The sequence below is a fragment of the Schaalia odontolytica genome (assembly GCF_002847525.1).
GTDB classification, from domain to species: domain Bacteria; phylum Actinomycetota; class Actinomycetes; order Actinomycetales; family Actinomycetaceae; genus Pauljensenia; species Pauljensenia odontolytica_B.
The window spans coordinates 1-21,621 of the sequence record NZ_PKKM01000007.1 but is presented as its reverse complement, the minus strand read 5'-3'; the positions used below and the strand labels follow the sequence as shown (position 1 = coordinate 21,621).

The window sequence follows — 21,621 nt, the reverse complement described above, 5'->3', positions numbered from 1 at the left end:
CCCGACTTGGCGGGTATCCGGGGGCAATCAGGGGAGATTCGGGGTGGACGCAGCTTCCGCGCCTGAGCCTGTGCACGCTAGGCTGTGTCAGTACGGCCGTTCGCGGCCCCCACGACAATCGAAAGGCTCACCCATGACGACGCCCGACCCGCAGGCCACCCCCTTCAACCCTGAGGATCCTGCGAAGGTTACCGTCCCCGAGGTTCCCTCGGCCGATTTCTCGATTCCCGATGCTCCCGCCGTCGAGGATGCCGCGCAGATCCCCGCGCCCGAGGTTCCTACCTTTGAACCTGCTGCCGAGGTCCCCGTGCCCGAGGTTCCCTCCTTTGAACCTGCTGCCGAGGTTCCCGCGCCCGAGGTTCCCACCTTTGAACCCGCCGCCGAGGTGCCCGTGCCCGAGGCGCCGAGCTTCCCCCAGGCCTCGGCCCCCTCTTTCGATGAGGCCACGGCGACCCCCGGCTCGACCACGTACGGTACGGCCTACGATGCGGCTTCCGCCCAGCCCGGCCCCGATGCCGCCGCGAACCAGGCGCCCTACGGTGCACAGCCCGGCTTCACGCAGCCCGGCTTCGAGCAGGCCGCCTACGCGGCGGGCCAGCAGGCCTACGGCCAGCCCGGTTACTCTCAGCCCGCGTACGGCCAGCCCGTCGTCGCCGGCCCGCCCAAGCAGTGGATCGTTGCCCTGCTCCTTGGCCTCTTCTTCGGCGGCTTCGGTGTCCACAACTTCTACCTGGGCTACACCAACCGAGCCATCATTCAGCTGATTCTGACGATCATCGTCATCGGTGCGCCCGTCACCGCCGTGTGGGTCCTCATCGAGCTCATCATGATCCTCATGCGTTCCGGCTCGTACGGCTACGACGCGCAGGGACAGCCCCTGCAGTGACCCGCTGAGGCTGTTGTCGCGGCGCTGAGTATGCGACAATCGAGTCATGCTGCTCAGTGACCGCGACATCAAAGCCTCCCTGGACTCCGGGCGTATCCAGCTCGACCCGCTGGACCGCGACTTGGTTCAGCCGGCCAGCATTGACGTGCGCCTGGATCGCCTGTTCCGCCTTTTCGATAACCACCGCTACCCGGTGATCGACCCCGCGGCGGACCAATCGGACCTCACCCACCTGGTGGATGTGGGCCCCGACCAGCCTTTCGTGCTGCACCCCGGCGAGTTCGTCCTGGGCGCCACATACGAGCTCGTGACCCTGGGTGATGACATCGCTGCGCGCCTGGAAGGCAAGTCGTCGCTGGGACGCCTCGGCCTGCTCACCCACTCGACCGCCGGCTTCATCGACCCGGGTTTCTCCGGCCACGTGACCCTCGAGCTGTCGAACACGGCGACGATGCCGATCCTGCTCTACCCCGGCATGAAGATCGGGCAGCTGTGCTTCTTCGACCTGTCCTCCCCGGCTGAGCACCCCTACGGCTCTCAGGGGCTGGGCTCTCACTATCAGGGTCAGCGCGGCCCGACGCCCTCGCGCACCCACGAGCGCTTCACATGCACGCGCATCGAACGGTGACACTCTATGTCGGCCATTCCTCCCCCGCCGCCGTCCCGGCTTGAACGCATGCGCGCCGAGCGCGCTGAGCGTGCGGCCCGCGAGCTGAGCTATCCGCCCGCGCCCGAGCCCGCTGACCTGCAGGCTCCGCCCCCGCCGGAACCCTCCGATCTGCAGGCTCCCCCTGCGCCGGAGTCGCCTGTGTCGACGCCCGTCATGGGGATCCCGCAGGCGAGCAGCGCCCCGCAGGGCGGCGGTAGCGCCGAGGCAGTGGCCGGCATTCCGCCGGTCGCGCCCTCCCCGACGCGCACGGGTGTTATCCAGGGTGTCGCTCTGCCGGGCATGACCCCGCGCGAGCAGGTCACCAATAGGGACGAGGCCCCCCAGGCCTCGCCGGTGAGGCGTTCCCTCAAGGAACGCATGGCCGCCGCCCCCCATTCTTTCGCCGATCCGACGCCGATGAGCGTGACGGATAATCCACTTATCCAAACCAATGTCGGCCTGACGACGATGACCTCGACGGACGCGGCCTTTCAGATCGACGCCGACGGCGAGGTGACGAGCGCCGAGGCCGCCATCCCGATTGCCGCCGCCATCGAGCTGGACGAACCCGCGGGCGTCATCGACCTCGACGACGCGCGCAGCCATCACCTCTTCCTCGTTTCGGACGCGGTCGACCCCGCCGAGCTTGAGGCCCTCGCGATCTCCATGTGGGACGAGGCCGGATGGATCGCCCCGGGTCGCCTGCGCCTCTCCTCGGACGCCGAGCTGGAGGGGCCGTGGACGCTGGACCAGCCGACGCGCACGGCGTTGGGCACCCCGGCCTCACTGTCCAACGCGTGGGTCCTGCGCTGCCCGCAGGCCCATGCCCGCCAGCAGAGCAACGGCGTGATGGGCGAGTGGGACAAGGCGTTCCCCGACGGTGTGCCCACGGGCCTGGAGTATCGCGTGCTCGAGGCGCTGCGCCGCATGGCCCGACGCCTCGCCGGTGGTCTGCGCATCGCCGGCAGCGGCTACGTGATGGTCCCCGACGCCGACTCGGCCGTGAATCTGACGGTGTACTCGCCGCGCTGGATCAACCCCGAGGACCTGCTCTCCGCGATGCGCGAGCGCGCCGGATTCGACCAGATGAAGGACGCGCGCGACATTACGCCCGAGGCCCCCAAGCCCGCCCCGCTCAGCCCCGCGCAGGTCGAGCAGATCGAAAAGCTGAAGGCCGAGCTGGGGCCGGTGCGCAAGGACATTGCCTCCAAGATCGCCAAGGCCCGCGAGGAGCTCGAGGCCCAGCACGACAAGCCGCAGGTCGTCGACGGTTACGCCCTCATGAGCCCGATCGGCCACCGCTCGGACATGATGATCGAGGTCCACGCCGTGCCCACGCCGCCGCGCGTCCTGCGCTGGGAGCCGTGGACGGCCGGAGCCATCATCGAATACCAGGTTCGCTGGCTGCCCACCTCCGCGCCGACGCCCGGTGCGGGCGCGATGAGCCGCACCGCGCGCCTCGAACGCCTGCGCTCCACCCAGGACGTGGAGAAGGCCGCCGGAATGATCGCGACCCTGGTGGGCGGCAACGTCATCGACGAGGATGGCTTCCTCGTCGGTCTTGAGGAGATTTCACCGGAGGGTGAGGAATAGGTCGCATTCGTGGAAGGCGCGTTGCATGCCCGCTAGGGTATGTGTGTTTGCAAACCACTATGAACGAAAGGGCACACCATGAAGCTCTCTGCACGCAACCAGCTCCCCGGCACCGTCGTTGAGGTCTCCGAGGGCGCCGTCAACGGCATCGTCAAGATCGAGGTCGCTCCCGGCCTGGTCATCTCCTCGTCGATTACGAACGCCGCCATCGAGGAGCTCGGCCTGACCGTCGGCTCCAAGGCCGTCGCCGTCATCAAGGCCTCCAACGTCATCGTCGGCGTCGAGGACTGATTTTCTTTCGTTAAAGGGTGGCCCCGCAGGATTTCCTGCGGGGCCACCCCTTTCGTTTGTGGCGCTTGCGTGCGCTACGTGATGCGTGGGTGCGCGCTGTGCTGCAGGGCGTGTGTGCGTTACTGCCCGCGCTTGACGGACTCGAGCAGCATGACGGCCACGTCCCGCACCTCGGGGAGCTTCGCGCCGGGCGAGGCCGTGGCGGCGTCGTTGTTCGCGCCGCCCTGGTCGGCGTCGGAGGAGACGAAGCCGGCTGATGTGCCCGAGGCGGAGCCGAGCATCTGGGAACAGAAGGGGCAGGCCGTCGCGACGACGTCCGCGCCCGTGGCCGCGGCCTCGACGATGCGGGCATCCGCGATACGGGTCCCGCGCGTCTCCTCGAACCAGGCGTGCGCGCCACCCGCGCCGCAGCACATCGCGCGGTCGCGGTTGCGCGGCATCTCGACGAGCTCCACGTTCGGCAGGGAGCCCACGAGCTCGCGCGGCGGCTCGTAGACGCGGTTGTGGCGGCCCAGGAAGCACGCGTCGTGGTAGGTGACCTTCAGGGGTGCGCCGACTGAGGGAGTGGTGCCCGCGGACTGCGCCCCGGCCTCGTCCGTGGCGTCCGTGCCCGCGGAGGCAGGCGAGGCGGTGGGGGCCACGGGCGTGAGGAGGCCGTCGCGCACCAGGCGGTTCAGGAGCTGCGTGTGGTGGACGACGTCGAAGGAGCCGCCCAGCTCCGGGTACTCGCCGGCGATCGTGTTGAAGCAGTGCGCGCAGGAGACGACGATCTTCTGGGGCTTGGCTTCCTTGAGCGTGTCGATCGCCTGGGCGGCCAGCATCTGGAAGAGCGCCTCGTTGCCGGCGCGGCGGGCCGGATCGCCCGTGCAGGACTCGCCCGATCCGAGGACCGCGAAGGACACGCCCGCGGTGTGCAGCAGCTCGGCGACGGCGGCGCTGGTCTTCTTCGCCGTGTCGTCGTAGGCGCCCGCGCAGCCCACCCAGAACAGGTAGTCGACCTCGGAGGCGTCCTCGATGTCCTCGCCGACGACGGGGATGTCGAAGTCCAGCTTCTTCGCCCAGTCCATGCGCTTGCGGGCGGGCTGGTTGTAGGGGTTCGCCTTGGATTCCATGCCGCGGAACGCGCGGCCCAGCTCGCGGGGGAACGCGCCCTCCATGAGGACCTGGTGGCGGCGCAGGTCGAGGATGTGGTCGATGTGCTCGATGTCGACGGGGCACTGCTCGACGCAGGCGCCGCAGTTCGTGCAGTCCCACAGGACCTCTTCGGAGACGACCTCGGGGACCAGGGGAGCGGTCACCGCGGAGACGCCCTCGGGCCCGGTCGCGCCCGACAGGGACAGGGCGGAGACCAGGTCGAAGGAGTGCGGCGAGGCCGGCACGCCCTTGTCGAGGAGGACCTCGCCGTCGCCCAGCTTTTGGTGGCCCTCCTCCTGCTCGACGATCTGCACGTTGGAGGCGGACTCCATGTGGTCGCGCAGGCCCATGATGAGCAGCTTGGGGGAGAGGGGCTTCTGGGTGTTCCACGCGGGGCACAGCTCCTGGCAGCGGCCGCACTCGGTGCACGAGTACAGGTCCAGGCGGGCCTTCCACGAGAAGTCCTCGATTGTGCCCACGCCGAGGACGGTGTCCTCGGGGACGTCGTCGAAGTCGTCCTCGCTGGTGACCGGCTTGCCGTCGATGAGCATGTGGTCGGCCGGTCCCAGCGACTTCGTCCCGTCGGCGTTTCGGCGCGTGTACAGGTTGAGGATCGCGACGAAGCGGTGCCAGGCGACGCCCATGCCGGTCTGGATGCCGACGACCGTCAGCCAGATTATGGAGGTGAGGACCTTGAGGGCGCTGACCAGCACGATCGCGTTCGCCAGCGAGGCGGCCGAGGAGGAAGCGGCGGCCGCGAAGAGCGCGCCGAGCCAGGCGGTGAGCGGGAAGTGCAGGGCGGTCGCGTGGGCCTCGAGGCCCGGCGTCACGCTGAACAGCGCGTATTCGAGGCCGCGCAGGGCCACGACGCACGCGCACACGATGAGGATAACCCACTCGACGAAGAGCGCCTGCCAGCGGGTCGAACCCAGGAAACGGGAGGCCAGGCCGCGCGGGGAGGAGTCGCGCGGGTGGGGCGTGGCCAGGGACGAGGGAGGGGTGCCTTCCGGGTCGGCCGCAGCGGCAGCGCCGTCGGGATCGTCGTTGGAGAGGGCCGCCTCGGCGGCCGTGCCGCGCCCGGCGCGCTGGCGCACGATCATGAGGAGAATGATGCCCGCCAGGCCGCCCCACGCGAAGACCTCGGTGAGCCACTCCCACGGCGCGAAGTGGCCGAGGAGGGGCAGCGTGAAGGTCTGGACGCGCAGCTGCGCGTAGCCCGTGACCAGGGTGAAGAAGAGGATCGGGAAGGAGACCATGACCAGCCAGTGGGCGGCCTTGATCCAGGGGCGCCCCTTGAACTCGCGGTGGGTGAGGGCCGCGGAGATGACGCCCCACGCTCGCTTGCCGACGGGGCTCAGGCGTCCCGGGTCGGGCGTGCCCGCCGAGACCGTGCGCCACATGTGTGTCAGGCCTCGCGCGAACGACAGGATGGCCAGGGCGCTCACGAGCAGGGCGAGTCCCCACATGATGGCGCTCAGCGTTGGATTGGCCACGTTTCCTCCTCAAGATTGCTGCACTCCATTGTGTCATCTCGACACTGGAGAGACCGATTCTGCCCCGCAAAGCGTGCGCAATTACGCGCTGCGTACGGGCTCCGTCGCGCTCTCGTGTGCCCGCCACAACGTGGATTCATGTCACGAGGAGGGAAAAAGTGTGGGAAAGTGAGAGCGTGCTTCCCGTCTCGCAGCCAGACATGACACTGTCCGACCAGGAAATCTTCGGAGACGATCACCCGCATGATCACTGCGGCGTCTTCGGAGTGTGGGCCCCGGGCGAGGACGTTTCCCGCCTGACCTACTTCTCCCTCTATGCCTTGCAACACCGCGGCCAACAGAGCGCCGGTATTGCGACATCGAATGGCAAGCAGATCCTCGTGTATAAGGATCAGGGCCTCGTGTCGCAGGTGTTCTCCGAGCAGTCCCTGCAGGGCCTGCGCGGCCACATCGCCCTGGGCCACGTCCGCTACGCGACGACCGGCGCGGACGTGTGGCGCAACGCCCAGCCGACGCTCGGCCCCACCCCCACGGGCACGCTCGCCCTGGGCCACAACGGCAACCTCACCAACACGGTCGAGCTGCGCGAGCTCGCTGCCGAGATCGCCGACGACGGCGAGGACTTCGAACGCGGCGCCTCCACCGATACCTCCCTCGTGACCGCGCTGTTGGGCATGGCCGACCGCATCCCCGGGCCGACCCCCTTCATCGCGTCCCCGTCCGTGACGCCTTCGAAGGCCGATGGGGACGAGGCCGCCCCGGCCTCGTCGGTGGACGACCTTGAGCCCGCGCCCCTCGTCGGCGCCGCCCTGAAGGTCCTGCCGCGTATCAAGGGCGCGTTCTCCCTGGTCTTCATGGACGAGCACACGCTGTACGCAGCGCGCGACCCGCACGGCTACCGCCCGCTCGTGCTCGGCCGCCTGGCCTCCGGCTGGGTTGTCGCCTCCGAGACCGCCGCCCTGGACCTGTGTGGCGCGACCTTCGTGCGCGAGGTCGAGCCCGGCGAGCTCATTTCGATCGACGCGTCGGGTGTGCACTCGCGCCGCTTCGCCGTGCGCCGCTCCAACACCTGCGTCTTCGAGTACGTGTACCTGGCCCGCCCCGACACGACGATCGGCGGGCGCCGCATCGTGGCCGCGCGCCACGAGATGGGTGCCGCCCTGGCGCGCGAGAACCCCATCGAGGCGGACCTGGTGATCCCCACGCCCGACTCGGGCACGCCCGCCGCGATCGGCTACGCGCAGGAGTCCGGCATCCCCTTCGCCCAGGGCCTCGTGAAGAACGCGTACGTGGGCCGCACCTTCATCCAGCCCACGCAGTCGCTGCGTCAGCTGGGCATCCGCCTCAAGCTCAACCCCCTGCGCGAGGTCATCGAAGGCAAGCGCCTGGTCGTCATCGACGACTCGATTGTTCGCGGTAACACGCAGCGCGCGCTCGTCAGGATGCTGCGCGAGGCCGGGGCCGCCGAGGTGCACATCCGCATCTCCTCCCCGCCGGTGCTGTGGCCCTGCTTCTTCGGTATCGATTTCCCGACGCGCGCCGAGCTCATCGCCTCGTCCATGAGCGTCGAACAGGTGCGCGAATCCATCGGCGCCGACTCGCTGGCCTACCTGTCGATCGACGGGATGGTCGCGGCCACCGGACAGGGCAACTCCCTGTGCCTGGGCTGCTTCACCGGCGAATACCCCGAGACGATCCCCGCCGGGACGCCCGTGCCCGGAACCCCCGAAGCCACCCCCTGCTAACCTCCACGCCCGCGACGCAACCCCTGCGCCGCGGGCGTTGCTCTCACCCCGACCACCCAGATACGGCCTCGTCGAGCGCCATCCGCGAAAGGCATCACCCATGACCGACACCCCCCTGGACTATGCGACCGCTGGCGTCGACACCGCTGCGGGCGACCGCGCCGTCGAGCTGATGAAGAGCGCGGTGGCCGCCACCCACGACTCCACCGTCCTGGGCGCGACCGGCGGATTCGCCGGCATGGTTGACGCGTCGGCGCTGCTGGGGATGGAGAAGCCGCTGCTCGCGACCTCCACGGACGGCGTGGGCACGAAGATCGCGATCGCGCAGGCCATGGACGTGCACGACACGATCGGCCAGGACCTGGTCGGCATGGTCGTCGACGACATCGTCGTGATCGGCGCGCGCCCGGTCCTCATGACCGACTACATCGCCTGCGGGCACGTCGTCCCCGAGCGTATCGCCGCCATCGTCACCGGCATCGCGCGCGCCTGCGAGGCCACGGGTACGCCCCTCATCGGCGGCGAGACCGCCGAGCACCCGGGTGTCATGGAGCCCGACGACTACGACATCGCGGGCGCCGCGACCGGCGTCGTGGACGCCTCCAAGCTGCTGGGCCCCGAGCGCGTGACGGGCGGCGACGTCGTCATCGCCATGGCCTCTTCGGGCCTGCACTCCAACGGCTACTCGCTGGTGCGCTCCGTCGTCTCCCGCGTCGGCGCCTCGCTGGAGTCCCACGTGGCCGAGTTTGGCCGCACCCTCGGCGAGGAGCTCCTCGAGCCCACGCGTCTGTACACGCGCCTCTGCCTCGACCTGGTCGAGCGCTTCGGTGTCGAGGGGATTCATGCCTACTCGCACGTGACCGGCGGCGGCCTGGCCGCAAACCTGTCGCGCGTCCTGCCGGTCGGCGCGGTGGCGACCGTCGACCGCTCGACGTGGACCGTGCCCGCCGTGTTCGACTGGGTGCGCCGCGGCGGCGACGTCACCTGGGTCGGCATGGAGGACTCCCTGAACCTGGGCGTCGGCATGGTCGCCGTCGTCTCGGCCTCCGTGGCCTCCGAGGTCCTGTCCGCGATCAACGAGGCCGGGGTGGCCGCGTGGGTCCTGGGCTCCGTCACGTCGGCGGGGATCGATGGAACCGTGGCCGGCTTCGGGTCGGTTGCCGACCTCGGTGCTGATTCCTCCGGTGTGCGCCTCATCTCCGGCACGAAGGGCGTCCAGGCGGGCGCCGTGCTGCTGCACGGCGAGTACCGCGTCGGCTGAGCGTTGCGTGGCCTGAGCTGAGCTGGGCGGCGCGCCCGTGTTGAGAGCGTTGCCGCACGAGAGGGGTCGAGGCCTGCGGGCCTCGACCCCTTATCGTGTGCGCGCATACAGATGCATGTGTGCCTGGCTTTGTCCTGTGTGGGCGTGTAATTTGCTGGGTTCTGGAGGGGGCTGTCGAGAGGCCTCCGTCACCCCGGCATCCCGCACTCGGTACGGAAGCCGCGTTCTGGCTTGTTCCTAAGTGGTGTTACACCATTTAGCTGGGTATTACACCACTTCCCAGGCGGTGTAATGCTCCCTAAGTGGTGTAATGCTCCCTAAGTGGTGCACACCTTATCGAGTATGGGCATAAAACGCGCCTCGGATAATCACGTGTGCGTGCTCAGAAATAGCGTTTCGGGTACGCCAAAGCGGCGGACCGGTTCTCGGTCCGCCGTGTGGCTGAGCCGTTACTTAGTGGAGGAACCACCCGTCCAGAAGGACTCATCGAGCTGCTCCGGATCGATGTCGTCCTCTTCCGCGGGCATCTCGGCGAAGTCGGCGTATTTCGAGTAGAGGTCGTCGTCGATTGCATCGTCCTCTTCGGGCTCGTCCGCCGGCACGTGTGCCAGGTACGAGTCCTCATCCGCCAGCTCGCGCTGAAGTGCGTTTAGGTCGGTGTCGGGGCTGAAATACTTCAGCTTCCGAGCGACTTTCATCTGCTTAGCCTTTTGACGGCCGCGCCCCATGGCGTCGACCCCCTCCGCGTCGTTCGGGTCCGCGTAAAGCGGTTCCCTGGGTGTTCAAAATGTTTCGTGGGACCATCATAGCTAATGACGGGCCTTGACCTCACCTTGGATTGCGTTTTGCGCGCTCAGCGGAGCGACTCCAGGGGCGCGGAAGCCCACGAAACTAGGGAAATAGAACCGGCGCAACCCTCGGCCGGTGTGGCCGGAGTTACGCCGGTTCGCGTCAGTTGGTGCTTACAGAGCCTCGGTCAGGTCGGACTTGAGGGCCTCGAGCGTGCGCGCGGCGGCCTCGTGGGCGGCGCGGCGGGCCTCGCGACGCGAGCGACGCGATGAGCGGGTCGCCAGCAGGACGATCGCGCCGATAGCACCGACCGCGGACAGGGCGACGATGCCGACCTTCTTCAGGGCCTCGGCGTTGCCTCCGGCGGCGTCCTGCAGGGTCAGCGACGCGGACTGCTTGAAGGACGCGAAACGGGCCGTGGCCTCGTCCTTCGCCTCCTGGGCGAGGGCGGCGGGCTGGACGCGCGCGTACAGCTGGTCGATCGTGGCGGCCAGTTCGGCGCGCTGACGCTCGAGGTCGGCGGTGATCTGAGCTTCCGTGCGCGGCTCGGCGGGGGCGGCCTCGCCGACGGTCACGTTACGAGTATCGAGGTTGGTGCTCACTTGCCCAGTCCCTTCTCGATGGCTTCCTTGGTGGCGGCGACGGACGCGGCCGGATCCGGGCGGTGCTCCTGCGCGCTCTTGAGGGAGCGGGAGCCGACCAGGGCGAGGATCAGGACGATCAGCAGGAGGATCGCGACGACGATCAGCGACGCTGCCCACGCGGGGACGACGAGCGCGAGCGCGACCTCGATCGTGTGGAAGATCCATCCCAGCAGGTACAGGGCGAAGACCGCGGCGACCAGGAGGAGGGCGATGCCCTTGCCGCTCTTGGATGCGAAGGCACGCAGCTTCGCCTTGTTGAGCTCGATCTCGCCGCGGATGATGCTGGAAAGCTGTCCGGTGACGGACGCGAAGAGGGTGCCGATGCTGGGGCGCGCCTCGCCGGAGGCGCGTGCGGGCTCTGCGGGGGGCGGGTACTGCCCGGGCTGAGGGGTGGGCTGAGTCATGGATGCTCCTGCGCGTACGGGTGAACGAGGCGAGGCCTCGCCTGATACGCCTAGTGTCTCACGAAGAATGACGGCTCGCAGTGACCGTTACGTTACTCCTGCGGGGCGATCGAGCCCGGGAGGTCGGAGAGGATCTTGCGGGCGCGCACGACCAGGTCGGAGACCTCGGGCTCGGCCATGGCCGGGTCCTCGGCTTCGACGACGGGGATGCCGCGCATCGCGGTCTCGGTGCGGGGCTCGGGCGAGGCCTGGGGGACCTCGGTCGCCTGGGTTGCTTGGGCGGGAGCTGCCTCCACGCGGGTGGGCGCTGCCTCCACGCGGGTGGTCGCGGCGTCGAGGGCGGCCTCGGCTGCTTCCTCGGGTTCGGGGGCCTGCTGAGCGTCCGAGGTCTGCGCCCCGGCCTCGTCGGCGGTGCCGAGCGGGTGCCACGCGGGGGCCGAGGCGGACCCGGTGGGGGAGATGACCTCGTCGAAGGAAGCGGGCAGGGCCGAGGGGATCGGGCCGAGGAGAGCCTTCGGGTCCTCGGGGTTGGCCTCCAGGGAGGCGGCGATGAGCGCGGCGGAGGGGCCGGGAGCGTCGAGGGTGACGCGGCCGTTCGTCAGCAGGATTGCGCGGTCCGAGGCGGCGGCGACCTCCACGGACGGGGTGGCGATGACGACCGCGCAGCCCGCGTTCGCGAGGGAACGCAGGAGCGGCTCGAGCTCGGTGCGGGCGGCCGGGGGCAGGGAGATGGGGTCTTCGATGAGGAAGACCTCGGCGCCGGACACGATCGCGCGGGCGATGAGGGCCTTGAATCGCTCCCACTCGGAGAGCTCGGAGGGGCGCAGGTCGACGCGCTGGGCGAGGCCCGTGATCTGCAGGGCGCCCACGAGGTTGTCCCAGTCGGCGACGGAGCCCGTCGCGGACAGGGGTGCGAGGATGTTCTGGCGGATCGTCAGGGACTCGTCGAGCGGGGAGTCCGCGCGGATCAGCGCGACTGAGCCGATGCGGCCCGCGAGGCGTGCGGCCAGCGAGCGCGAGGGCGCGGCGACGATGCGGCCGGCCTGCGGCTCCTCGAGGCCCGCGAGGATCAGGAAGAGGGCGCGGGCGCGGCGGCCCGTCGGGTCCAGGATCGCGCTCAGCGAGCGGGCACGGAAGCCCAGATCAATATTGGCGAGGAGGACCGCGCCGGTCACATGGTCCGTGTAGGTGATGCCCAGGCCGGCGACCTGGACGCGGCCGCCGCGGCCCTTCGCGGAGAAGGAACGACGCGAGCGGTACCAGGGGCGCGGCTCGGCGGGCGGCAGGTGCACGGGGGCGGCGACGACGAGGTCGTTGCGGGCGGCGCTGTTGGCGTTCGTTGCCGCGCCGTTGGCTGTGGTGTTGGCGCTGTTGGCCGGCGTGAGCTCCTGGGTGGGCTGCTGCGGTGCGGCCTGCGGGGTCGCGGTCTCGGGCGCGATGTCGCTGACGGTCTCTGCGGCGGTCTCCGATGCTGCCGCCGCGTCGGTGGCGAGCGCGGCGGGGGTTGCCTCGGCCTCGTCGGTGGCGACGAGGGGGGTGGGGGACACGAGTGTCTCCTGCAGGTCCTGCGCGCCGTCGTCGGCGAGCGTTTCTGCGGGGGTGTCGGCGGTGGGGGCGTCGGCCTCGTGGGTGGCGCCGCTGAGGATCTCCTCGAACGACGAGAGGGCGCTGCGCGGGGCGGGCGCCTCGTCGGAGGTGTGGGTGGGGGTCGAGGCGGCTCGCTCGGCGCCGGTGCGGGCGGCGTCGGCCGTCACGTCGGCCAGCTCCTGGCTGTCCGAGCCATGCAGGTTTTCACGCGGGTCATTCGACATGCCCCCATTGTTTCAGGATCGCGCCCCATGTGTCGCAGTGGCGCGCGGAAGTGGGTGGGGTGGCCTCGCCGAAAAGTCCTCGTGGATGTGGCTTGCATCTCCGATCGTGCCGGGGTAGCATGGTTGCAGATCAATTCTTAGTAAGAGCCGACTCGTTAGCGGCTCCGAATGCTCCACCGGGTCCTTCTCCGCGAAGGGCCCGGTAATTTTTTAAAGCGTACGCAAATGTGTGTGCGGTGTGACACTATGTGTTCCATGAATGATTTCTCAGAAAATGTCCCGGGTATCCGCTACCGTGTCGGCATCGATGTCGGCCTGAAATCTATTGGCTTCTGCGCGGTTGAGGTCGACCGCAACGATCAGCCCATCAAGCTGCTGAACTCCATGGTTTTCATTCACGACGCCGGTGTCGATCCGAACGAAAACAAGGCAGCGAAGAGCCGAAAACTGACGGCGGGTGTTGCCCGGCGAACGAGGCGCCTCTACCACACTCGCCGTCAGCGATTGGCAAATCTGGATCGTGTCATCTCCAAGGATTTCGGGTGGCCGCTGCCTGATCAGTCCACATTCAAGTATCCGACAGAGCCATGGCATGTGCGCTCGCGACTACTCGAGGGGTATATCGCCGACGACGATAAGAGAAAGACAGCGTTGTCGATCGCGCTGCGTCACATGGCTCGCCACCGCGGCTGGCGTAACCCCTACGCCAAGGTTGAGACGTTGCTGCAGTCCGCAGAGCCGAGTGAGTTTCTGAAAGGACTCAACGAGCGAATCAGTACCTCCCTCGGTAGGGATTTTCCAGCCGACACGACCCCCGGTCAGCTAGTGGATGCGTATCTCGCTCACCCCGACTATGTGAAGGCCCCTGGCACGCCGAAGCTGCGTGGCCCCGAGGGTATTCTCGAGGGTAAACTCCACCAGAGCGATAATGCGGAGGAAATCCGCCGGATCTGCGACGTGCAGCAGATTGATCCTGCTGACCGTGATCGGCTGATCCGAGCCGTTTTTCAGGCGAAGTCCCCTAAGGGGAGCGCGAAGGAGCGTGGCCTCGTGGGGCACGATGAGCTGCCGGGTCAGGGTAAGCATGTGCGTGCGGAGAAGGCACACCCTGTATTCCAGAAGTTCCGCATTGTCAGTGTGTTGGCGAACCTGCGTGTTCGTGAGGGGCGCGCGGAGCGGCCGCTGACTCCGGAGGAGCTGCAAGGTCTGACTGACTTCCTGCTGATTGCTGGCCTCAAGCAGGAGGTCACCTGGCAGGATCTGGCGGATAACTTGGGAATCGAGCGTTCGGATCTGCGTGGTACAGCGAAGGCCTCGTTCGATGGGTCGCCGGTCCTGCGTAATCCCCCGACCGACGTCACCACCGAGAAGATCATGGCCGGCAAAGTCAAGTGGCTCAAGGAGTGGTGGAAGGACGCGGATGATGAGCAGCGCGGCTACTTTGTGGACGCCTTCTCGAACTCCGGCGGCTCCGAAGATACCAGCGACGTGAACGATGAGGTCGCAGAGCTGCTCGAGCAGGCGACAGAGGGCGACCAGGTCGAATTCGAGAAGATTTCACTACCCCAGGGGCGAGCGGCATACTCGCTGGATAGCCTTCGTCGCCTGACGGACAGGATGCTGCGTGACGGCGTAGATCTCCACACTGCACGTCGCCTGGAGTTCAATGTCGGAGATGACTGGAAGCCTGCAGTGGAGCCGATCGCTGCGCCGACAGGCAACCCGGCCGTCGATCGCGTGCTCAAGCAGGTGAGCCGATGGCTGCACACTGCAACGGAGCGCTGGGGCGAGCCGACGGTCATCAACATTGAGCATGCGCGTGACGGTCTCGGGTCCGAGAAAGTTGCGCGTGAGCTCATGCAAGAAAATGAGAAGCGCCGTAAGGCGAATAAGGTAGCTGTCGCGGTTATGGCAGAGAAACTCAAGCTGTCGGGCAAGATTCATCGGTCTGATCAGATCAGGTATTTTGCGCTGCAGAGGCAGAACTGTCAGTGCCTGTACTGTGGTGCATCGATTTCGTTCGCTACGGCAGAAATGGACCACATCGTCCCGCGCGCAGATGGGTCCTCGACGAACGATCGTTCCAACCTGGCTGCGGTATGCCGTACGTGTAACCACAAGAAGGGGGCCATTCCTTTTGCCGCGTGGGCGTCGTCCGATCATACGAACGGGGGTGTCTCTCTGAAGGGCGCTCTTGATCGTGTGAAGATGTGGCAGCGTGATAACGGCATGTCGCCCAAGCAGTTCAAGCAGCTGCAGCGCGAGGTTTCGGCCCGTCTCAAGTCCCGTAAGCCGGATGAAGAGTTCGATGGTCGCTCGATGGAGTCCGTTGCGTGGATGGCTGTTGAACTGAGGACTCGTATCGAGGGCTTCTACCGTACGCGTGACGAAGAGGCTGTGCCTTCCGTGGGTGTTTACCGTGGCCAGCTGACGGCGGAGGCTAGGAAGGCCTCGGGCTTTGAGAGTCGAGTCAATCTGATCGGTGGCAGAGGCAAGACTCGTTTCGACAGGCGTCACCACGCGATGGACGCACTCGTCATCGCGCTGATGAATCCGTCGGTGTCCCGCACGCTTGCCTTGCGTGTGAACATGCGCGACGCGCAACGTCTTGCTGGCCTAGAAGAGACGTGGAAGAACTTCTATGGGAAACCGGGCGAGGCGTCGCAGCGCTTCGAATCCTGGCGTGAGTCGATGCTTCGCGGCGTCGAGCTCTTCAATATTGCGTTGAGTGACAACGCAATTCCCTTCAATGAGAACATCCGTCTCCGAATGAATTCGAGCGCCGTGCATGAAGATACGCTGTTTTCCTTCTCCCATACGAAGCCCGTGAAGAAGGGTTCAACAACCATGAAGGAAAGGGGGGTGCAATGTGCGCTTGGAGATGCTATTCCTATTGATTTGATTGACCGCGCTGAGACTCCGGCTTTATGGACAGCTCTCACCCGTTGCTCCGATTTTGATCCCGTCAAAGGCCTTCCCGAGAACCTGAATCGGACAATCGTCGTAAATGGCAGGCACGTAGGACCAACGGAGCTACTGAACTTCTTTGGTTCTCCTTCAGCGTGCTTGAAGGTGCGGGGCGGATACGTCAAGCTTGCAAACTCGATTCATCACGCAAGGATTTACCGCATTGATGGCAAGAAAACAACGTATGCGATGGTTCGAGTCTTCCAGGTGGATCTGCGCCGCATGAAGCACCAAGACCTCTTCACGACACCACTCATGCAGTCGAGCATCTCAATGCGTACTTCGGAAACTAAGATTCGCAAGGCAATCGCTGATGGGACAGCCACGCAGATTGGATGGCTAGTTGAGGGCGATGAGCTGCAGCTGAATCCATCAATGTATGGTGATGGTTCTATCGCGAAGGTGTTTTCCCGGTATCCCGAGCTCACTGCATGGCGGGTAGCGGGCTTCAAATCGGCCTCAAAGATTCGAATTAAACCCTTGTTACTCTCGAAGGAGGGGTTTGTTGATGATAAGGATGCTGCGAGGCTTGGCATCGAACCAACACCAGACGAGGTGCGTAAAGCAGTTGACGATCCCGGCTGGGTGACTGCCATAAACGTATTGCTCCAGGCAGGTGGTGTTCGAGTGATTCGGCGAAACTGCCTGGGTGAGGAGCGTTGGCGCTCATCAGCATCGTTGCCCGTATCGATGATGCTGGAGTGATGTCGGATGGCAGAGCAGTGGCGTGTGATCGACCTGTGTGGTTTCGAGGGTGAGCTTCGATCGACGCGTGGTGGGGTGGAGGTGTGCCCTGAAAAGGGAGTATCAACGACTATTCCCGTCGCTGAGGTTGCTGTTGTCCTCGTGGGTATGAAGGTCGCTCTCAGCGCCGCTGTTCTGCATCGATTAGCTGAGGCCGATGTCGCTGTGCTCTTCTGTGACTGGAGGGGTATCCCGGAAGGAGGCTGCTACTCGTGGTCAGATCATGGCCGAGTAGCAGCCCGTCATCGAGCCCAGGCGGAGGTATCGCTGCCTCGGAAGAAGAACGCGTGGGCCCGTCTGATTCGAGCAAAGATTGAGGGACAAGCCTCGGTTCTGAAAAACCTCAAGATTCGGGGAAGCGGCGAACTGCTCGCGCTCGCGGATCAGGTTCGTTCGGGTGACCCCGGAAACGTGGAGGCCCAGGCGGCTCGCCTGTACTGGTCGCGCGCCCTCGGAAAGGGTGTCGGGCGTCAACCGGCAGCCGGCCAACTGATCGGTGCGAACGCCTGTTTGGATTACGGGTATTCAGTGCTGCGTGGGCACCTGATGCGCGCTGTTCTGGCGGCGGGGCTGGCGCCCGCGCTTGGAGTCTTCCACCGCGGCCGAGGCAATGCCTTCGCCCTTGCCGACGATTTGATCGAGCCCTTTAGGCCGGCGATTGATGAGGTCGCCCTGCAGCTCCCGCCCACGGCATCTCCTTCGGATCGCCCGGTGAAGCAACTTCTAGTGGCGGCTGCCTGCCAGCGCTTTGATCAAGATGGGCACGGTATCCCGGCCGTAGCCGAAGCCCTGGCTCAGTCTTTCGGTCGTTACGTGGAGGGAGACATCGATCGCCTCAATGTGTTCTCGTGGCAGGGACCGTCGTCTGTGGGTACGGAGAACTGACATGGCGGATGACGCTATGTGGTGCTTGGTGATGTTCGATCTCCCCGTGGAGACGAAGAAACAGCGTCGCGAGGCAACGCGTTTCCGCAATGACCTTCTGGATTGGGGCTTCTGCATGGTGCAGTTCAGCGTGTACGTGAAGTACTGGCCGACCGGTGGGCAGGATCATGCGACGCTGCGGGCGATCAAGACTCATCTGCCGGAGGGTGGGCAGGTTCGGGTATTGGCACTGACGGATCGGCAGTGGGCGACGGGGCTTCGTTTTGAGAACGCGAAGCCTCGGAAGGAGCGCGGCTCGCCTGAACAGCTCATGATTTTCTAACGAAGATCCCCTGGTTTTCCGCTATTTTTCAGGGAAAACTAGGGGATCTCAGTATATCAAAGGGGATCGGTGATCAATTCTCAGCATGGCTGAGCGCATGCCATCGAAGGTGGCAGTATATCAAAGGGGATCGGTGATCAATTCTCAGCTGGCGACACGTATAAGCCGGTCTGTGAACAGTATATCAAAGGGGATCGGTGATCAATTCTCAGCCAAGGTTTTGCGCATCGACAGCGCCCATCAGTATATCAAAGGGGATCGGTGATCAATTCTCAGCACAGCTTGCCCCGCTTGAACCGGACAACCAGTATATCAAAGGGGATCGGTGATCAATTCTCAGCTTTTCGGCGCGAAGCCGCTCGGGGCGATCAGTATATCAAAGGGGATCGGTGATCAATTCTCAGCGCCCGGCATGGTCCCGACGGTGGTTTTCCAGTATATCAAAGGGGATCGGTGATCAATTCTCAGCGAGAAGATCGCAGCTCGCAGCCTCTCGACAGTATATCAAAGGGGATCGGTGATCAATTCTCAGCTCGCACGGCGAGCTGCTGGTAAGTATCACAGTATATCAAAGGGGATCGGTGATCAATTCTCAGCAGGCCGGCGAAGACCTCCTCCTCGACCTCAGTATATCAAAGGGGATCGGTGATCAATTCTCAGCGTGAATGAAGCGTGTCAGCTCACGACGCCAGTATATCAAAGGGGATCGGTGATCAATTCTCAGCAGGCTGGCCGCGTCCTGCTCGTCAACGGCAGTATATCAAAGGGGATCGGTGATCAATTCTCAGCAGCTCGTAGGTGATGAGCTTGCCGTTGTCAGTATATCAAAGGGGATCGGTGATCAATTCTCAGCACCTCGGGCGCTCGGGCGCGGGCAGCAGCAGTATATCAAAGGGGATCGGTGATCAATTCTCAGCTCATTCTGATCTCGGGCATGGTTGCCGACAGTATATCAAAGGGGATCGGTGATCAATTCTCAGCGAGCGCGGGCACGGCCGGCGCGGCCGTGCAGTATATCAAAGGGGATCGGTGATCAATTCTCAGCGACGGCGCGTGGGGATGGGAAGCCAGTACAGTATATCAAAGGGGATCGGTGATCAATTCTCAGCCCGGAACCGCTGTGCAGCTGGGCTCTACCAGTATATCAAAGGGGATCGGTGATCAATTCTCAGCGTTGTGGTTGGTAATGGTCACGTGGGCGCAGTATATCAAAGGGGATCGGTGATCAATTCTCAGCTATCGCCGTCGCTTGGTCGCGAGGTCGGCAGTATATCAAAGGGGATCGGTGATCAATTCTCAGCCCGGCTCCAAGCAGCCGCCGACCGTCGACAGTATATCAAAGGGGATCGGTGATCAATTCTCAGCACGAGCTGTAGACTGCCCATATAGGTAGGCAGTATATCAAAGGGGATCGGTGATCAATTCTCAGCATCTCGACGCCGACCGACATGTATCCGGCAGTATATCAAAGGGGATCGGTGATCAATTCTCAGCCCACCGCCCGGTGTGCGCGCCGAAGAACCAGTATATCAAAGGGGATCGGTGATCAATTCTCAGCACCCCTGGCAGGCGTGGGTGATCGACAACAGTATATCAAAGGGGATCGGTGATCAATTCTCAGCTGTAATACGCGAACTTGTAAACGCGACGCAGTATATCAAAGGGGATCGGTGATCAATTCTCAGCATGTGATCGTATTGCTCGATCGCGGCTTCAGTATATCAAAGGGGATCGGTGATCAATTCTCAGCTCTCCGCTTCGATGGTGTGGTCCCCATCCAGTATATCAAAGGGGATCGGTGATCAATTCTCAGCATGGCGGCGTCGACGTAGTCGTTGATGTCAGTATATCAAAGGGGATCGGTGATCAATTCTCAGCGTCGCCGAGTAATGGCGCAGAGCGTGCCCAGTATATCAAAGGGGATCGGTGATCAATTCTCAGCGTCAATCGGGAAAGACCGCGCTCATGCGCAGTATATCAAAGGGGATCGGTGATCAATTCTCAGCTTGTCTTTCCCTGGCCGTTCGCGCCCACCAGTATATCAAAGGGGATCGGTGATCAATTCTCAGTCGGGCGTCTACTTCAATCAACCCTTGGTCAGTATATCAAAGGGGATCGGTGATCAATTCTCAGCTCCCACAGTTCGAGTTCTCGTTTCCAGCCAGTATATCAAAGGGGATCGGTGATCAATTCTCAGCGCATCATGGACGCGCGGCGTCAACAAGCCAGTATATCAAAGGGGATCGGTGATCAATTCTCAGCCGCCTGGCTCGCGAAGAGATCGACAAGACAGTATATCAAAGGGGATCGGTGATCAATTCTCAGCCGGTCCGTGATGTCCGTGTCGAGCGGCGCAGTATATCAAAGGGGATCGGTGATCAATTCTCAGCCTGCAGCTGCTCTCCGGCGGGCGAAACTCAGTATATCAAAGGGGATCGGTGATCAATTCTCAGCGTGGCACACAGCAACATCTTCGAGAACGCAGTATATCAAAGGGGATCGGTGATCAATTCTCAGCGCACGTCCTGACGCTCCTCAATGGTGTCCAGTATATCAAAGGGGATCGGTGATCAATTCTCAGCGCGCCGCCGTGGCGCTCCTGAGCGCGCGCAGTATATCAAAGGGGATCGGTGATCAATTCTCAGCGGCGGCGGCGATGACGTCGAGGTCCTGGCAGTATATCAAAGGGGATCGGTGATCAATTCTCAGCCGAGGGTGACGGTCTTGGTGGTAGCCGACAGTATATCAAAGGGGATCGGTGATCAATTCTCAGCCGAGCATCGAAAGTCACGTGACCGCTGACAGTATATCAAAGGGGATCGGTGATCAATTCTCAGCTGGCGGGGTCGCCGGACCAGTCCAAGGCCAGTATATCAAAGGGGATCGGTGATCAATTCTCAGCCTCAAAAACGGCGCATATACCGGGAATTCAGTATATCAAAGGGGATCGGTGATCAATTCTCAGCCCAACCGCAAGCTGTACCGTTTCGCGGGCAGTATATCAAAGGGGATCGGTGATCAATTCTCAGCCGCTCGCCCCTCGGCCTGACAGTCGATCCAGTATATCAAAGGGGATCGGTGATCAATTCTCAGCCGCTCGCCCCTCGGCCTGACAGTCGATCCAGTATATCAAAGGGGATCGGTGATCAATTCTCAGCAACGGCTCGTACACGTTCCGCGTCTGATCAGTATATCAAAGGGGATCGGTGATCAATTCTCAGCTCACTATCGTCCGCCTGAAGACCTACCTCAGTATATCAAAGGGGATCGGTGATCAATTCTCAGCTCTGGCTCTGGCACCTGGCCAGGCCTGACAGTATATCAAAGGGGATCGGTGATCAATTCTCAGCCGCAAACTACGACACTGCAGCCGCCGCCCAGTATATCAAAGGGGATCGGTGATCAATTCTCAGCCCCTGCACCAGTGGCAGATCACGACCGGCAGTATATCAAAGGGGATCGGTGATCAATTCTCAGCGCCCGGGCACAAGGGTCGAGATAGAGACCAGTATATCAAAGGGGATCGGTGATCAATTCTCAGCACTTCGGTTCGCCGGTCATGAGCGGGTGCAGTATATCAAAGGGGATCGGTGATCAATTCTCAGCGTCCGCGCCCGATCGCGCGGCGTGCCCACAGTATATCAAAGGGGATCGGTGATCAATTCTCAGCAGCCTCATAAACGGACCCGTCCCCTGCTCAGTATATCAAAGGGGATCGGTGATCAATTCTCAGCACTTCGGTTCGCCGGTCATGAGCGGGTGCAGTATATCAAAGGGGATCGGTGATCAATTCTCAGCAGGTGTTGTTGTGGGCCATCCAGGTGAACAGTATATCAAAGGGGATCGGTGATCAATTCTCAGCAACACGTCGAAACCTACCAGACCCCCACCAGTATATCAAAGGGGCTCTTCATAATTGAGGGTGTAGTTGGGGTCTGAATCCTCCGGTTTCGAGGAGTGCTCGGGTGATGTAGTGGTTGAGGTTTCGGAATCCGAGTGCGGA

Annotated in this window: 14 protein-coding genes and 1 CRISPR repeat array; of the genes, 9 read left to right on the top strand and 5 right to left on the bottom strand. The window is 63.9% G+C overall.

The window, feature by feature from the left end:
* The first annotated feature begins 133 nt into the window (after positions 1-133).
* The 4 genes from CYJ22_RS05835 to CYJ22_RS05820 all read left to right on the top strand — a co-directional run bounded on the left by CYJ22_RS05835 (position 134) and on the right by CYJ22_RS05820 (position 3,419).
* Positions 134-886, top strand: coding sequence for a TM2 domain-containing protein (locus CYJ22_RS05835; protein WP_101601781.1), 753 nt, complete (start codon positions 134-136; stop codon positions 884-886).
* A 46-nt stretch (positions 887-932) separates the two neighbouring features.
* Positions 933-1,514: a dCTP deaminase gene (gene dcd, locus CYJ22_RS05830; protein WP_009054237.1), complete on the top strand. Its 582-nt coding sequence runs from the start codon at positions 933-935 to the stop codon at positions 1,512-1,514.
* 48 nt (positions 1,515-1,562) lie between these two features.
* Positions 1,563-3,128 carry a hypothetical protein gene (locus tag CYJ22_RS05825; RefSeq protein ID WP_101601780.1) on the top strand — a complete coding sequence of 522 codons (1,566 nt, stop codon included), beginning with the start codon at positions 1,563-1,565 and terminating at the stop codon, positions 3,126-3,128.
* A 78-nt stretch (positions 3,129-3,206) separates the two neighbouring features.
* Complete coding sequence (locus CYJ22_RS05820; RefSeq protein WP_021611900.1) at positions 3,207-3,419, top strand: TOBE domain-containing protein; 213 nt, start codon at positions 3,207-3,209, stop codon at positions 3,417-3,419.
* 119 nt (positions 3,420-3,538) lie between these two features.
* On the opposite strand, the gene CYJ22_RS05815 is transcribed toward CYJ22_RS05820, so the two are convergent.
* Positions 3,539-6,046, bottom strand: a complete 2,508-nt coding sequence (locus tag CYJ22_RS05815; protein ID WP_101601777.1) for a (Fe-S)-binding protein — start codon at positions 6,044-6,046, stop codon at positions 3,539-3,541.
* Between the two features lie 176 nt (positions 6,047-6,222).
* On the opposite strand from CYJ22_RS05815, the gene purF reads away from it, so the two are divergent.
* Together purF and purM are read left to right on the top strand one after the other, a co-directional pair.
* Positions 6,223-7,791: an amidophosphoribosyltransferase gene (gene purF, locus CYJ22_RS05810; protein WP_101601918.1), complete on the top strand. Its 1,569-nt coding sequence runs from the start codon at positions 6,223-6,225 to the stop codon at positions 7,789-7,791.
* Positions 7,792-7,891: 100 nt separating this feature from the next.
* A complete protein-coding gene (gene purM, locus CYJ22_RS05805; RefSeq protein WP_101601775.1) occupies positions 7,892-9,052 on the top strand; it encodes a phosphoribosylformylglycinamidine cyclo-ligase in 1,161 nt (386 codons plus the stop codon).
* Between the two features lie 449 nt (positions 9,053-9,501).
* On the opposite strand, the gene CYJ22_RS05800 is transcribed toward purM, so the two are convergent.
* The 4 genes from CYJ22_RS05800 to CYJ22_RS05785 form a co-directional block, all read right to left on the bottom strand.
* Positions 9,502-9,780, bottom strand: a complete 279-nt coding sequence (locus tag CYJ22_RS05800; RefSeq protein ID WP_003790993.1) for a DUF3073 domain-containing protein — start codon at positions 9,778-9,780, stop codon at positions 9,502-9,504.
* A gap of 234 nt (positions 9,781-10,014) precedes the next feature.
* A complete protein-coding gene (locus CYJ22_RS05795; RefSeq protein WP_101601772.1) occupies positions 10,015-10,443 on the bottom strand; it encodes a DUF3618 domain-containing protein in 429 nt (142 codons plus the stop codon).
* Entirely contained in the window at positions 10,440-10,889 is a 450-nt protein-coding gene (locus tag CYJ22_RS05790; RefSeq protein ID WP_101601770.1) for a phage holin family protein, read from the bottom strand. The genes CYJ22_RS05795 and CYJ22_RS05790 overlap by 4 nt, the downstream gene beginning before the upstream one ends.
* A gap of 92 nt (positions 10,890-10,981) precedes the next feature.
* Positions 10,982-12,700, bottom strand: a complete 1,719-nt coding sequence (locus CYJ22_RS05785; protein WP_101601767.1) for an ATP-binding cassette domain-containing protein — start codon at positions 12,698-12,700, stop codon at positions 10,982-10,984.
* A 255-nt stretch (positions 12,701-12,955) separates the two neighbouring features.
* Between CYJ22_RS05785 and cas9 the strand changes: the two genes are divergently transcribed.
* From cas9 to cas2, 3 genes are read left to right on the top strand one after another with little or no spacing between them, the layout of a single operon-like run.
* Entirely contained in the window at positions 12,956-16,372 is a 3,417-nt protein-coding gene (gene cas9, locus CYJ22_RS05780; RefSeq protein ID WP_101601765.1) for a type II CRISPR RNA-guided endonuclease Cas9, read from the top strand.
* 6 nt (positions 16,373-16,378) lie between these two features.
* Entirely contained in the window at positions 16,379-17,296 is a 918-nt protein-coding gene (gene cas1, locus CYJ22_RS05775) for a type II CRISPR-associated endonuclease Cas1 (protein WP_101601763.1), read from the top strand.
* A 1-nt stretch (position 17,297) separates the two neighbouring features.
* Positions 17,298-17,618, top strand: a complete 321-nt coding sequence (cas2, locus tag CYJ22_RS05770) for a CRISPR-associated endonuclease Cas2 (RefSeq protein ID WP_101601760.1) — start codon at positions 17,298-17,300, stop codon at positions 17,616-17,618.
* Between the two features lie 49 nt (positions 17,619-17,667).
* Positions 17,668-21,480: a CRISPR direct-repeat array (repeat unit 36 nt; unit sequence CAGTATATCAAAGGGGATCGGTGATCAATTCTCAGC).
* Positions 21,481-21,621: the final 141 nt, after the last annotated feature.